This is a genomic window from Mesorhizobium sp. M2E.F.Ca.ET.209.01.1.1 (assembly GCF_004010375.2).
Lineage (GTDB): Bacteria > Pseudomonadota > Alphaproteobacteria > Rhizobiales > Rhizobiaceae > Mesorhizobium.
The window spans coordinates 36,733-50,783 of the sequence record NZ_SADP02000002.1 but is presented as its reverse complement, the minus strand read 5'-3'; the positions used below and the strand labels follow the sequence as shown (position 1 = coordinate 50,783).

Annotated in this window: 11 protein-coding genes and 1 pseudogene; all 12 read right to left on the bottom strand. The window is 62.1% G+C overall.

The window, feature by feature from the left end; genetic code table 11:
- Positions 1–47: 47 nt before the first annotated feature.
- The gene (locus EN852_RS03715) at positions 48–779 is read right to left on the bottom strand and encodes an AbiV family abortive infection protein (protein WP_126101821.1); all 732 of its coding nucleotides are present in this window, start codon (positions 777–779) and stop codon (positions 48–50) included.
- 73 nt (positions 780–852) lie between these two features.
- Positions 853–2,823: a relaxase/mobilization nuclease RlxS gene (gene rlxS, locus EN852_RS03710; protein WP_126101822.1), complete on the bottom strand. Its 1,971-nt coding sequence runs from the start codon at positions 2,821–2,823 to the stop codon at positions 853–855.
- A gap of 180 nt (positions 2,824–3,003) precedes the next feature.
- Positions 3,004–3,687, bottom strand: a complete 684-nt coding sequence (locus EN852_RS03705) for a lytic transglycosylase domain-containing protein (protein WP_126101823.1) — start codon at positions 3,685–3,687, stop codon at positions 3,004–3,006.
- 99 nt (positions 3,688–3,786) lie between these two features.
- Positions 3,787–4,224, bottom strand: a complete 438-nt coding sequence (locus tag EN852_RS03700) for a S26 family signal peptidase (protein ID WP_245464504.1) — start codon at positions 4,222–4,224, stop codon at positions 3,787–3,789.
- Complete coding sequence (locus EN852_RS03695; protein ID WP_126101825.1) at positions 4,221–4,481, bottom strand: helix-turn-helix domain-containing protein; 261 nt, start codon at positions 4,479–4,481, stop codon at positions 4,221–4,223. Before EN852_RS03695 ends, EN852_RS03700 begins: the two co-directional genes overlap by 4 nt.
- Before the next feature lie 151 nt (positions 4,482–4,632).
- On the bottom strand, positions 4,633–4,956 hold the full coding sequence (locus EN852_RS03690; RefSeq protein ID WP_126101826.1) for a DUF736 domain-containing protein: 324 nt from the start codon (positions 4,954–4,956) through the stop codon (positions 4,633–4,635).
- A gap of 535 nt (positions 4,957–5,491) precedes the next feature.
- Entirely contained in the window at positions 5,492–7,222 is a 1,731-nt protein-coding gene (locus EN852_RS03685; protein WP_127229475.1) for a ParB/RepB/Spo0J family partition protein, read from the bottom strand.
- Between the two features lie 79 nt (positions 7,223–7,301).
- A complete protein-coding gene (locus tag EN852_RS03680; RefSeq protein ID WP_126101827.1) occupies positions 7,302–7,721 on the bottom strand; it encodes a DUF2958 domain-containing protein in 420 nt (139 codons plus the stop codon).
- Positions 7,722–7,934: 213 nt separating this feature from the next.
- Entirely contained in the window at positions 7,935–8,897 is a 963-nt protein-coding gene (locus EN852_RS03675) for a zincin-like metallopeptidase domain-containing protein (RefSeq protein ID WP_126101828.1), read from the bottom strand.
- Between the two features lie 787 nt (positions 8,898–9,684).
- Positions 9,685–10,836 (bottom strand): porin, encoded by a 1,152-nt coding sequence (locus tag EN852_RS03670; protein ID WP_126101829.1) that lies wholly within the window; start codon positions 10,834–10,836, stop codon positions 9,685–9,687.
- A 316-nt stretch (positions 10,837–11,152) separates the two neighbouring features.
- Positions 11,153–11,809 (bottom strand): hypothetical protein, encoded by a 657-nt coding sequence (locus tag EN852_RS03665; RefSeq protein ID WP_127229476.1) that lies wholly within the window; start codon positions 11,807–11,809, stop codon positions 11,153–11,155.
- Positions 11,810–12,902: 1,093 nt separating this feature from the next.
- Positions 12,903–14,036, bottom strand: a pseudogene (locus tag EN852_RS03660) (CaiB/BaiF CoA-transferase family protein); the annotation flags it as partial.
- Between the last annotated feature and the right edge of the window lie 15 nt (positions 14,037–14,051).

Below are 14,051 nucleotides of genomic sequence, written 5' to 3'. Positions count from 1 at the left end.
CCACGTTGCAAATAGGTGAGGAGCCGGGATTTTCACTAAGCGACGCCCTAGCCCTTCAGTTCGCGCATGCCGGCTTCAAGGAAGCTCGACAGCAATGCCTCCATCGCTTCCATTGGGTTGTCCTGCTTTTCCTCGCGGAGCTTTTCGACCTGCTCAACGAACCCCGAAAGCAGGCCTCGCATCTTGTCTGGCGATTCTTCCAAACGTCTCAGCATCTTCAGCGAATTGTGGCTGTTACCGAGAAACTCTGCGTTCCTTTCAGTGATCTCGGCCAGCATCTCCTTGCTGATGCGTTCACTCGGGGCGGCAAACTCACCGTCGATCCAGTCGACGTAAAGTGAGGCGTTCTTGGCTTGATTTGATCTCTCGTGAAACGCCTCCTGGCTGTCCTTGAATGCCGCCATCGCGCCGTCCCAGTCACCACGCAATCTGGCCTCACTCTCCGCCTCGGATGCCTTGAGCATATACGCATTGGACTTGTTCTTCGACGCATGACGCGCGAAGGCGGACAGGACCTTCTTCTGATCGACGTCAAAACCGACAACCAGGCTGACTGCCCAGGCACCGAGGCTGTCGACCTTCGAGCATTCCTCGAGCGATATCTGATGCAGACACAGCGCCCGTGCCACAGCGCCTGCTTTCGCCAAGAGCTCCGCCTCGACAAAAAGGCGTTCCGCGTTGTCGAATGTCTTTTCGGCTCCTCGGACGAGAATGTTCAACGATACCCGATCCGACTTCGCCGCTTTCTCCACTATGCCGTCCCGCTCTTTATCGCTCATCCCTTGTCCAGCTTATTCCAGTCCGCCGCGCCCGTCACTTCGGGCGCGCCGGCGACGATTCCGTGCAGCCATGTCACGATACAGTAGGCCCGCTCCTCTGCCGGCCGATGGTCCATGAAATCCCCTCCCCGCTCACGATCCCGGAAACCTCCTTGCCGATGTGCCGCTCGAGCACCGGCCGCCATGGCACCAGCGTGAACTCTCGCGACTTTTCAAGGACGGCATTATTTTCCGCTGGCAAGCTCGACGGAGCGACGGAGCCTACCCTCCACTCGTCTCCAGACCGGGCTTCGACATAAGACAGTCCAAGCTCCTCCGACAGCTGCCCGGCAACACGGTTCAGTTCGCGCTGCCGTAACATCGAAAGCATGTTGGCGCGATAGACGATCCGATCCTGCTCTTCATGCGCGAGGCCTTGCGCGATCAGCCACTGCCGCCGGCGGGCTTGCGCCTCGCGAACCTCACGCCCGAACCCAGAGTCGCGCAACGCCTCCGGTCTCTCCGCACCCAGCTCCCGGTCGAGCCAGGTGGCGCCGTCGAAGGTAACTTGGCGCTCCAGCGGCATTGATGAGAGCTTGTCGACAACGACAGGCTCGGCCCTGGCCCGCTGGCGCTCGTATTCCGTGACACGATCGAGATGGTCTGGCGAGACGAGCCAGGTGCCGTTCGGCTCTCGCTCGACGCCGCCGGTCGCGCGGCGGATCGCCTCCAGCCGCCGTACATGCGTTTGCGCAAAGCTCTCGGTGGCGGATGTATCATGCCTCAGATGGATATCGACGTTGTAGCGACCGCCATGCGCGCCGGCGACTTCGGCGACGGTGCGGTCAACCCGCCTCGGCTCGGTGTTCCTCGGCGCGACACGCACGATGCAGCCATCAGGCATCGGTTCTATCGCCTCGCCTCTGCCGATGTCGATCCAATGGCTCTTGCCGTCGACGCCCTCGACGATCAGGTAATGCCGGTCATTGATTTCGTCGGCCAGCCCGCGCGCGACGACGCGACCGACGAGAAGTTGGATCGGCTCGCCGGATCGATCGTGGATTGCCCAATCGGCGGCACTGCGGGCGAGCCCCTTGCCGCTCAGCTCGCGGTGCATGGTCTTGATGATGTCGCCGCGCTCGCCAATACGGCGCAGCGTCGTTTCGAGCTCATCACCGAGACGCCAGGCGCCAGCGCCGACTTCCTCGGCCAGCCCCATGCGCTCGAGCTTGCGCAGGCGGCCTTGGTGCAGCGTCTGCCGAAAGGCGTCGCCGCTCGCCGGCGAGACCAGGCCGTCATCATCCCGAATGCTGAGCAGCCGACGGTCGATGCTGGTAAAGCGTTCCTGCTCGATTTCCTGGCGCAGGCGCTGCTCGATCTCGCGATCGGTGCGTGGACCAAGATCGAGGCTGACCAGCTCGGCGGCGCGCTCGCGGATGCCGCTCGAAATATACTCACGCGCGATGACGAGATTGTCGCCGCGGTCGTCCTTGCCGCGAACGATGATATGGCTGTGCGGATGGCCGGTGTTGAAATGGTCGACGGCCACCCAGTCGAGCTTCGTGCCGAGGTCTTCTTGCATCTGCGCCATAAGGCGCCGGGTGAGCGGCTTGAGGTCCTCGTACTCGATGCCGTCCTCGGGTGCCACGATAAAGCGGAACTGATGCCGGTCGCCGTTTGCGCGATCGAGGAACGCCTTGCCGTCGACGCGGTCGCTGTCGGCGCCATAGAGCTCGCCAGGTTCGCCCTCGCGGGTGACGCCGTCGCGCTGCAGATAGCGCAGGTGCGCACGCGCCCCGTCCGCGCCCTTGCCGGCGAGCTTGACGATCCGCGCCTTGACGACGACCCGCCGCTGCCGGAAGGCGGCATAACGATCGCGCGATTTAAGCAGCGCCGCGGCGGCCCCGCCGCGCCCTGCCCGGCTTCCGGTGAAGCGTCCGCCGTGCTGCGGCCGGCCGCCGGCCCTGTTGATCGCCGCACGGAGCTGGCCGGCATAGCGTTTGCCGGCCTTGGAGCCGCGGGCGCCTATCTTGCCGAGCTTCGGTCGGAACTCGTCATCCTTCATGCCCAGCCTCCGGCCGCAACAGAGTCGAATCAGCCACTTGCGGGTCCCTGCTCTCCTGACGCAGGAGGGAGCCTCCAGTAAAAACGATGTGCAGACAACGACTTGGCCGGCTCGTGGAGGCGGTGCCTTTATCTTGCCTTACGCGCCCCGCCCCCTCTGGACGCGCCCCGCCCGCCACCGCTAGTGATCCGGCTCTTTCGGCAGCCCGCCTTCCTTGCCGAGCGGGACGAAGAGATCCGCGTTTCGCGCGCGGGCGCGAATACCATCCTGGAGGAAGAACAGCGACCGTCCGGAGGGAGCGTTTTGCGCCTTTGGAGCGACAGATTTGCCGTTGGACTTGTCGATGTCGTCGCCTGAAACTCCGGCCGCCTTGAGCTGTTTGAGATAGTCGACGGTCTCCCTTGGCAGGAGTTTTCCATGCTGCAAATGGTCGTCGTAGCGCGCGGGGCCTGCGTTGTAGGCGGCAAACAGGCCTGGAAATCCGAAGCGGTCATACATGGCGCGCAGATAGGCTGTTCCGGCGAGAATATTGTCGCGCGGATCGTGCGGATCAGGCCCAAGGCCGTGTTCGACCCGCATCTCCGCATAGGTGCCGGGCATCACCTGCATGAGGCCGACCGCGCCGGCGCTCGAGGTGATGGGGTGGCCATCGCGCATCGTGTTGCCGCCGCTTTCGGCATCCATGACGGCGTAGATCCAGGCCTTGGGAAGACGAAAACGCCGGCTCGCTTCCGCCACGAACTCCTGCCAGTTTCGCAGCTGCGGAGTTTGGGAGATGGCGACCGGCTCGGCGCCGGTCGAGGCGGAACAGGCGCATGGCGCGATAGCGAGCACGCCGAACAGCAGGAGGGTCACTCGGTCCATAGCGGCACGAGCCTCCCGATGACATTTTCGGCCGACACCGGCCCGAAATAGCGACTATCGAAGGAGTGATTTGTCTCACTGCCGAGCAGGAACACCTCGTTATGGCCGAGCGCCCGGCAGCCATTCCACCAGGGGCAAAGTTCGGCCCTTGGCGTCGACCTTGAGCCGGCGCGCGACGATGTCGCCGCCGATGATGATCGCGTCGTGGAAGGCGCAGACATGCTCGCCGGGCAGCGCGGCAAGGCGTTTAACCAGCGGTATACTGCGGGGCAGATAGCCGCGTTGGTCGGCGAGATAGGCCACGAAATCGGGCGTGCGGACGAGCACGAGATCGTCGCGCGCGGGGGCTCCGGCAGCGACTCGATAAAGCCCGACCGGCGCACTGGCGGAGGCGTTCCAGACCAGCAAGGGCGTGGGTTTTGCGAGCGTGGTGAAGCCCAGAAGGCCGAGGCCAATCGCGGCAATGGCGATCGTCTTGCGGGCGCGAACGCGCCGCAAGGCGCTGCCGATCAGACGGATGGAAGGGCTCCGGTTCACGACTGGCCTCCCTCGTCGGACGGCGCGGAACCGTGCTCGGAAGTAGCGTCCTGGGGATGGCCTTTCGACCATTCGTCGAGCTCGTCGATGTGATAGCGGACATAGCGGCCGTGCTTGCGGAATTTCGGGCCGCCGCCCTTGAGCCGCATCTTTTCGAGCGTGCGTTGGGAGAGCCCGATATAGAAGGCGGCTTGCGCTGTGTTCAGAAACGGGCTGCCCTTCTTGGCGCGGGCGGCGCGTTCGTTTTCGTCGTCCATGATGATCCTCGTGTCTTCAAGGAGAAGCGACGGCGAGGATGGGCGAGCGGGATCGCGTCGGGGACGGGCGAAGAGTCGGGGGCGAGTTTTCGCCGCTTTTTTTGAGGTGAGCCCCGCGCCGGCTGCGGCGCGAGGCTCCAGTGTCCGCCGTTCAGTCGACGGGATTCCAGATAATGGCGTAGGTGTCGTCATCGTCCTGGCCGGCGGCGCGGCCGAGATTGGCGTAGAGCTTGCGCGGGCCGAACTCCGGGGCGGCGATGGAGAGGCTCACATAGTCCTTGCCGGAAGCCTCGCCGATGCGGATCCAGCCGGCGCCGACTTCGACGCCTTGGGTCAGCACCCGGAAGTCGGGATGGGTGTCGGCGCTCTTGGCCTGGTTGGGCACGATGTCGATGTCGGCGCGGACGCTGAGCGTCTTGAGCTGGCCCTTGTAGCCGCCATTGTCCTGCTTGGTGACGTATCCGATCGCGGTCATGTTGGTCTCCTGTTTTGCTGTCGCCGGGGACCATTCCCCTGCGATGGCGGACCGTGATGGGCGCATCCGGCCCGCCTGAACCCGATAGGGCCGCAGCGGCAGCGAAGGACCCGAGCGGGCGGCTTTTTTGAAGCGAAGCGGCGCGAGGAGCCGCCGCAGGCGGCGGGGAAAAAAGCCGCCGGCCGAGGGTTTCGGGCGGGCCGGATCGCCCATAGGTCGACAAGCCAGCCGCAGGGAAATGGTCCTAAAACACGCTTGGGAGACAGTTGCGCGATCGGCTGACACGGCAAGCAGGCGGCGCGGCGGGTACCGAGCTTGGCACGGCTTCAGACACCGCAGCCAGCGGGGACGTGCTTATCCGAGATGCGCCTCTGCGAGCATTCCCACGTGGCGCAGGGCTGGCGAGATGCATCGAACTGACGTCGAGATTGCGCGTACGGTGCGCACCGAAAAGTCCCAAAAGTGCGGCCGGTACCGCCCGAGAAGGTGCCCCAAGCGGCGGCTCTCGAAGTGCCGCCGCCTGGGGCTTGGTCGATTATTCCGACACGAACAGGTGCCGTACCTTGGCCCACTGGTCGGCGGTGCGGAAGCCGCCGCGATTGGTGTAGCTTTGGGCAGGGAATTTCATCCAGCGCGGCAGCCAGGCGTCGACTTTTTCCCTGCCGTTCTCGCCCGCGAGAAAGTCGCGGATGATCTTCTTTTGCGTCTTCACCTTCTCCGAAACATTGCCGTCGGCGACAGGCTTGCCGCCGATATCGGCGAGCATCAGATTGGCGATTTCCCTGTCGCGCAACAACTCGAAAAACGCGTCGTCGGCCTGCCAGCAAGCGGACATGTCGACATTCAGATGATTGCCGAGCGCCTCGATGACGGCGCTGCCGGCTTCGAGCGTCTCGGCCATGACGATGGCGAGAACGCGCAAGACATCGTCGTCGGAGAGCGCCACCAGCTTTGCTAAGACGCTGGCGAGGGCGAAGGCGTCGCCATTGCCGCCTGCGACCGCGCCGTCCTCGTCCGGTTGCCCGAGCAGCGCCAAAACCTCGCGCCGCTTTTCGGCAAAGGCGGCTTCGGCCTTGCAGGCCGCCACGCTGGCGCCGACCGTCTCGTTGGCGGCGCGCTGCGGCTCGCAGCGCACCTGCCACAGGCTTGAACCGGCAATCGCATGCGCCACCATGAGGCGCAGGGCAATGGCGGGATGGTCGAGCAACGCGGTGCGCACGGCGGCATGACGGTGCAGGTCGACATAGTTCTGCATCGGTCCGGTGAGTTCAGGTCGTGACGGCTTTGCGACCTGTTCTTCCTGCTCGCCGCCCCCTTCATTGGCGCGGGCGCGGCGCGCTTCCTTGCGCGACAGCCAGCCCTCGTGACACTCGACCTCGCCGCGATGCGAGACGGTAATGACGACCTTGCCGCCCTTTTTCTTCGGCGTCTTTTCGTGGTCCCATGAGTGGAAATACTGGCCGGGTTCGAGCACGTTCACTTGCGCCCATCCGGCCTCAAGATAGGCGTCGCGTCGGGCGGCAATCGCCTCGTTCTGCTTTAGCCAGAACAGGTCGGCATCGGCAAAATAGCTGTCCTCGCCGAACAGGTCGGAGACGATGAGGCCGGGATAGTCCTCTATGGCGAACAGCGCCACCTTGGTGGAGATCGACTGGCCGCCGAACAGCCATTGCTTCAACTGGAAGCCGCGCGGCGCGTATTGTTCGGGATCGGCATAAAGCGCCAGCCAGTCCTTCTGCTGCGCTTTGGACGCCATGGTGAGATAGCGCGCCGTCTCGGCGTCAATTTCCTCGCGGCGGTAGGCTTCGCGAATTTTGGGCAGAAGCTCGCCGAGCGCCAGAACGCGTTTCACCTGAAGCTCGGTGAGGCCGAAGGTGGCTGCGATGTCGGCAATGGCGCGGCCTTCGCGGATCAGACGGGAGAAGGTTTCCCATTGCGAGACTTCGTCGGGATCGAGGCGGGCGATGTTTTCGATGAGCGAGGCTTCGAGCGCATCGGCGTCGTCGCCATCCTCCATGATGGCGCAGGGCAAGGCATCGCTTTCGCCGCGCTCGTCGGCGAGCGATTTGGCGGCGAAATAGCGTCGCCGTCCGGCGACGATCTCGAAGGTTTCGGGCGAACCGTTGGGCCGCACCAGAAGCGGCACGAGGACGCCGCGCGCGCGAACGGACGGCAGGATATCGGAGATATCCGGCGCGCGTTTGCCGTGGCGCATGTTGAGTGCGGAAATGTTCAACCGATCAATTGGGATATGGGCAAGCTGCATGATTTGTCTCCTTCGGTTTGGTTGAGGTTTCCCCGCCGCAAAGGCCACGAGGCCGGCGCGGGCGGGACGGTTTTCGCACCTAGCGGCGCGTCTGTTCCGCCGTATCCGGCGGAAGCTCGGAATGGGGTTTTGCAAGCCCGTCTGCTGCCTGTTGCAGCAGACGCTCCTCCTCGGTGATGTGGCCGGCGTGGCGCGCGGCTTCGGCATAGACAGAGAGCGGAAACCGCCCCTGAAAATAGAGGTCGCGCTCGATGCCGAGCCCAAGCCGGCCCTTGACGCTTTCAAGTTCGGCAAGGCTGACGTTGCCGAGTTCCGGAAAGCCGAATCCGAGGTCGCAAAGCCCGAACAGTGTGTCGCCGTCCATATCGAGTTCGGTCAGAAGCCAGGTCGCCGGCCCGGTCGGATCGAACAGTTTCAGCACCGGAACATGGTCGTTTTCCTTGTCGGCCGCGCCATTGGCGAGCAGTTGGGCGCAAAGGTCGTCGGTGATCAGGATCATGGCAAAGTTCCTTGTCAGAACAGGTCGGTTTGGTTGCGTATGCACTCGTCCAAGAGGCCGAGATCGGGTGATTTCTGCTCCGCGCGCGGGCGCATCGGCGCGTTCGTGAGAAGGCAAAATCGGTCGCGCGTGTTGACGGGCCGCTCACCGGAATGAGGGTCTCGTCGCCTTCCGGCGTCGTCTCGGTCGGCAGCGTTTGGGGATTGCGCGCACTCATGCCGCGATCTCCTGCTGATCGCTGCCTTGGGCATCGGCGTTAGCGCCGAGCAGGAAATCGGCGGCTTTCGAGGCGTAGCTGGCGGCGCGGAAGATGGCGCGGTTGTCCTCGCGCAGCACCGTCAGCCATGAGCCGATGTAGTCGGCATGGCGCACGGTCGGCTCGATGCCGAGCGTGGTACAGACAAAGGCGGCGGCGATTTCGGCGACCAGTTCCTCGCGCGCATAGGCCTTGCAGCCGAACGAACCGGAAAGATCGCGCGCAAGCCGCGTCGGGTGTCCGGTCCAGTGGCCAAGCTCGTGGAAGCAGCTGCGGTAATAGTCGATCTGGTGGAAGAAAGCGGGCTGCGGCGGCACCTGAATGAAGTCGCTGCCCGGCATGTAGAAAGCGCGATCGCAGCCGATGCGAAAGTCAGCGCCGGTTGCATGAATCAGCGCCTCGGCCTGCGGGATCATCTCGCGTTCTGGCAGCGGTTGGGCGGCGGCATAGAGGTGGTCGGGCAGGTTGTCGCACTGCGCGACATTGAAGACGGTGAAGCGCTTCAGATAAGGCACCGCCTGCGGCTCGTCACCATCGGCCTTGGCGCGTTCCTTCTCGTCCTTGGGAACAAAGCGGTCGGCATGGACGATGGTGGTGCCGTGTTCGCCCTTCCTGACATTGCCGCCAAGCGCAAGCGCCTGGCGGAAGGTGAGCCAGTTCTGGCTACAGAAACCGCGCTCGATGACCGCGCCCCAAAGGATCAGGATATTGATGCCGGAATAGGCGCGCCCGCTGGCCGCGTTCTTCGGCAGGCCGAGGCCGGCCTTTGCGCTGCCCCATGGCTTGACCCATGGCACGGTGCCGCGCTCCAGTTCGGCGATGATGCGGTCGGTGATTTCCTGATAAAGGCTGGCACCCGTGCGCCCGCCGCTGCCCGCGCCAGCCTTTCGGCTGCCGGAACGCTTGCTGTTTGCACGCATCGTCTGGTCCTCCGCTCTTCAATTCCGCGCCCTCCCCGGAAGCGGGGTGGGCGGCGAAAGCGACCGGAAAGGCCCGACGTCAAAGGCGAACCGCATCCGAAGGACCGGAACGAAGAGGAGGACCCGGAGCGGCAAGCGAAGGGTTGCGGGATGCCGCGGCGGGCCTAGAAGGGAGTGCCGCCCACCCCGCGCCACCGGGGAAGGCCAGCACAAAAAACCACGCCGGCCGAGAGGCCGGCGACCGTCAGCAGCCGAAAGGCTGCCTCTCGCCAGGGGGCGAAGCCGCAGGGCCGAGACCGCCTGAGCTTGCCGAAGACAAGCGGGCTCGGTTCACGAGCACCCGGCGCGCGCCACAAGGCGCGCGGGCGCCCCTATGCCGGCTAGTTGCAAATGTCCCTTCGGCGCGGTGGTTTATGAGGTCGCAAGCTCGGCCAGATGGCAAAGATCGCCGAGAAAACCAGTGCCACTCGTCCAAATCTGACGGACCAGGCATGGGAACTGATCTGAGCGTTGAGCCGTCCGCTCGAGGGTGAGGTGATCAATGCGATGCGCTACCGGCTTGCGGCCGGATGCTGCCGATCTGTCTCGCTCACGCGAGTCTGATGACGACCCGCAAAAAAAGGGCGCCCGGGAACAGGGCGCCCCTTCTCATCGACGAAATGCTCGGATTGGAGGTCCGTGATCAAGCACTTCCCCGACAATTTCTTCAAGCCTCACCACAATGGTTCAGCCACAAATTGAAGGCTCGCAGTTACCGCTTCGAACGCGGCGAACGGCCCTTCAATCCTCAGAACGAGCGCTGGAAGCGGAGGAGGCCGCCGATGCTGTTCTTCTTGTCGGCAGCGGTCCAGTTGCCGAACGGCGTGCCGTCGTTGAAGTGACCGTAGTGATCGTAGTCAACTTCCGCGGTGACCGTGAGACCGGGGACGACGTCGTAAGCGACGTTAGCCGCCACGCCATAGTTCTTGTCCTGGTCACCCGAAACCTGCAGGTTGAACGACGTCTTGGGATTGAACTTGTAGGTACCGCCGGCCCACCAGGCCCAGTGACCGCCCCACTGCTTGTAGAAGTCGCGACCGCTTGCGAAATCGAGCGAATTCTTGTCGGTGCCGTAGCCGAACATGGCGAACAGCGACAGCTCGCTGGTCACGTTGAAGTCAGCTCGAACCTTGCCGGCCCATTCTTCGTAGTTGCTGTCATAGGCGACGACGCCGGCGATGGCACCCCAGCCCTGCGTGTACTTCACACCGCCGACGACATGCGGAACATAGCTGTCGATCGTGCCCACGTAGAAGACATTATTGACGTCGACCGAACCTTCTTCGAGCGAGATCACGGCCGAGAAGCCGTTGCCGGCATCAAAGTTGTACTGGATGAGGTTCGTGGAGAAATCACCATAAGGAACGATGGTGTCGTTGAGAACGTTGCCGGCATAGCCGATGAACGAGTCAAAGGCCGAATCATCCAAACCGACCCGGAGCCCACCAAGCTGGATCCAGGCAAAATCCATCGTAACGCCCTTGTTGTGGGCCTGATTGCCGTCTTCGCCAGCGTAGTAGGCGCTGTTGCCGAAGTTGAATTTCGTCTGGGTGTAGGTCTTCAACGTGCCGAGCTCAGTTTCCTGGCCGGTCCAGGTCTTCAGCGCGAAGCGGGCGTTCTTGTGCCAGGTGCCCTGGTCCTTGCCGTTGAGAACGTCTGTCGAACGTGCGCCATCGAAGCTGCCGACATCGCCAGCGCTGATGTCGTAACGGACATAGCCGCCAATGCGCAGGCAGGTTTCGGTGCCGGGGATGTAGAAGTAGCCAGCGCCGTAGACGTCGCAGATCTTGACGTATTCAGCCGGTTCCGGCTCGGCGACGACGACGGCGTCGGCGGCGCGCGCACCGGAAACTGCGATCAGGGCCGCAGCGGAGCCGAGAAGTAGGCTCTTGATGTTCATACTTGATCTCCTTGAATGATTTGAAAAGGGCGAGGACGTCGATAGACGAACCGTTCCCTATCCCCACGATCGAAAAAGATGCGCATCGCGATGCATCCTTCCCGGTTCGAACGCTATTCACCGGGCGGAATAGCGCAAGTTCAAATTCCGTTCCACTGCAATATGTACCAGTATTAGTTGTATTTTTATCACTAAATAGCCGTTATTACTTGCACAAATTGAACAACTATACATTTGTACAAACCGCACAATTGGCACATTCACTGCTTGCGGCCACATCGAGCGTGCGCGAACAGCCAACGACGCCGACGAATCGTCAGATAGATCCAATCAGAGAAATAGCCTGGGCGGCCGACGCAACAGCTTCTGTGTTCATGCCTTCCCTGAGCAATTCGACAGGAACACGACCCTTGAGCAGAGGCGACGGGCTGATCAGCCACAGCCAAGCCAGTCTGGGATCGGAGATCGAGGAAAGGACCTCCCGGATTCCGGGCATAGGCCTGCCGTCGATGAACTGAGCCAGGGGAAATACATGCTTGCGGGAGCCTCTGCGAAAGGCAACCACATCATTGTGCCGCTGCCACCAATGTAGCGTTGACCGCGGTATTCCAAAACGTCTCTCGAGATGCGTCGACCCCGCAACTGGACCGGCCCACTCAGCAATGCGGGCGCCTTCTCTGGGATGATCTTTCAGAAGCGGATGCCCAAGGGGATGATCGGCGGGCCGCGGTCGCGAAGCGATCTCACACGCCTGAGCATCCAGCCGTCGCGCTGCTTCGGCCTCGAGTCTGCCAAGAAATTCGGCGACCACGGCGGTCGAGTTGTCGGAAGGAGAACCCGAAAGCGCGCCAGCAGCCTTGTCGCCCTGCTTTGCCTCATCGCATTGGGCAAGAATGCGCTGCACCTCCTTCAAGACAAAGCTTGAAAGCTCGCTCTGGCGTTTTTCATCCGCAAGATCACTCGGTCCGGACATAGGTGGCTTTCCCAATAGGATTCCCTCAACAGGCCGCCGAAAGAGCGTTGAAGACATGAAGTTTGGAGAACTGCGATGTATTGCGTTTTCGCACGCATGCGAACTAGCAGCCGTCTCGCGGCCTCAACCTGGTGCCTCTCAACAAAAAGGGGAAGAACGTCGATTGACGACCATCTTTGCCCCGACGACCGAAACGGACGCACATCGCAGTGCATTCTTCGCAGCGCGAAGCTACCCATGGCTCCCATTTGCGCAAGGGCAAAGTTTATCTTTCAGAGCTATATAAATTAGACGTTGCTTTTATGCAACTATGTCTCGAATTTTACTTGGACAAATTGAACGTTTGCACATTTATAGGTACTATTTTCCATATAAACTTTGTATATGGCATTTAACAGCGCATACATGCTTCACTGTTGCCGAATTACCTTGGTCAGTGCGCGGCACCTCTCTCATGCCAAACGTAAAAGCCGGTCCTCAGGACTTCTCATCATGCCAGATCGCTCGATCCACTCATGCGGGCTTCCCCGGCAGCGAGAGCAGGTTTTTCCGGTGCTTCAGCGGTCTGGGTCTGCAACCAAAGGACCAAGCGAGGCTTCCTCATTCACCAGCAGGACCCATGCTCACGCCAGTCACATCGAGATCGAAGGTAAGATGTGGCATTTCGCTTATTGCAGGCGCCGGAGCATATCTCTGCGGGCGGGCGTTTGTCCCGCTAGCTGCGAGTATGCGCGACGTGGTGTTCAGTTCGCCAATATAAAATTCTGGACGATATCATCGCGTTTGCAGATGGCCCGTCCCTAGGAAACCGCGCTGCTTCGCCGCTCGCAAGGTCGTCCTGAATGAAACACTCTCCCGCGCCGCGCGAACGACGCTCAGCGCCGTCTCGTAAGTTGGTTCATGGTGGTACAGCGAGGAGGGAAATATATGACACCGGCGGCCGGAGAAGGTCCTCTGGGTCTCCAGGTGATGATCTCATGGTTAAGGGCTGGGCCCCGAGCCGCCCGACTTCCTTCGCTAGCCCCTCGGCCGCGCAACGCTTGGTATTTTCCCGCATGGCCGAGACCGCAGAGCTGCCAGAAACGTGGCCCGTATCGCGCAAACGCCCCAGAACCTCTTCCCGGATAGTCTCTGTATGCGCGCCAAGACCCGGCACTGGGCGCAGCGAGGGGCGCTCCGAGTTGAAGATCGCCGCAGGCGCTATCGTCTCGACAGTTCCTTCGGGTGTGACGACCTCGACCCTGCGAAGATGGGGATGCTTTGAAAGATCCGCCACTTCGTTCAGTCGGCCATATGCCAAACCGGCTGCCTCAAGCTCCTGCATTGCTTCGTGGCAGGATAGTTCGGAAAAACGCAGTTCAATGATCTCATCAAGTTGCGCCCCGTGACCGAGGCGCTCCATATTATCGGCAAAACCAGGTGCGCGCGTGAGCGCCGGCTGCTTCAGGAATTTCTCGCAGAAATTTACCCATTCGCGGTCATTCTGAACCGAAAAGATGACGTCTTTGCCATCGGCACAACGATAGGCGCCATACGGCGCAAGCGACGGGTGTTTCACGCCAGCGCGTGCCGTGTGGTAGCCGCTATAGTCATGTTGCAGAACCGGCACGTTCATCCAGTCGGCGACGGCATCGAACAGTGACACCTGAATGCTGGTCCCTTTGCCGGTAACCTCGCGGTAATAGAGTGCCTGAAGAATGGCACTATGCGCCGTCATGCCCGCCGAGATGTCGCAAACCGAGACCCCTACACGCGCCGGTCCCTGTTGGGTGCCGGTGATCGCGCACAGACCTGTTTCAGCCTGGACGATGAGATCATAAGCCTTCAAATGGGCATACGGGCCTTTCTCCCCGAAACCAGAGATGTCGCAGGTGATCAGCCGCGAAAAACGACGACGGAGATCCGCAGACCCGAAACCCAGTTTTTCGATGCTGCCCGGCTTCAGATTCTGGATAAAAACGTCAGCACTGGCAACGAGCGTGTCCAGGACGGCGCGGTCCGCCTCCGACCTCAGGTCCAGACAGACCGACTCCTTACCCCGGTTGAGCCAGACGAAGTAAGCGCTCTGTTCCCGCACCAGTTTGTCGTAGTTGCGCGCGAAGTCCCCTTCGGGCCTTTCGACTTTGATCACCCGGGCGCCGGCATCGGCAAGGCGAGACGATGCATAAGGCGCGGCCACGGCCTGCTCCACGGCTACGACAGTGATCCCCTCAAGAGCGTTTTGCATGCGACACCGTGCTTT

Excerpts from the sequence above, each read along its gene's own strand:
- EN852_RS03665 (WP_127229476.1), bottom strand. The coding sequence starts at position 11,809 with ATGTCCGGACCGAGTGATCTTGCGGATGAAAAACGCCAGAGCGAGCTT.
- EN852_RS03680 (WP_126101827.1), bottom strand. The coding sequence starts at position 7,721 with ATGATCCTGATCACCGACGACCTTTGCGCCCAACTGCTCGCCAATGGC.
- rlxS (WP_126101822.1), bottom strand. The coding sequence starts at position 2,823 with ATGAAGGATGACGAGTTCCGACCGAAGCTCGGCAAGATAGGCGCCCGC.
- EN852_RS03705 (WP_126101823.1), bottom strand. The coding sequence starts at position 3,687 with ATGGACCGAGTGACCCTCCTGCTGTTCGGCGTGCTCGCTATCGCGCCA.
- EN852_RS03715 (WP_126101821.1), bottom strand. The coding sequence starts at position 779 with ATGAGCGATAAAGAGCGGGACGGCATAGTGGAGAAAGCGGCGAAGTCG.
- EN852_RS03695 (WP_126101825.1), bottom strand. The coding sequence starts at position 4,481 with ATGGACGACGAAAACGAACGCGCCGCCCGCGCCAAGAAGGGCAGCCCG.
- EN852_RS03690 (WP_126101826.1), bottom strand. The coding sequence starts at position 4,956 with ATGACCGCGATCGGATACGTCACCAAGCAGGACAATGGCGGCTACAAG.
- EN852_RS03670 (WP_126101829.1), bottom strand. The coding sequence starts at position 10,836 with ATGAACATCAAGAGCCTACTTCTCGGCTCCGCTGCGGCCCTGATCGCA.
- EN852_RS03675 (WP_126101828.1), bottom strand. The coding sequence starts at position 8,897 with ATGCGTGCAAACAGCAAGCGTTCCGGCAGCCGAAAGGCTGGCGCGGGC.
- EN852_RS03685 (WP_127229475.1), bottom strand. The coding sequence starts at position 7,222 with ATGCAGCTTGCCCATATCCCAATTGATCGGTTGAACATTTCCGCACTC.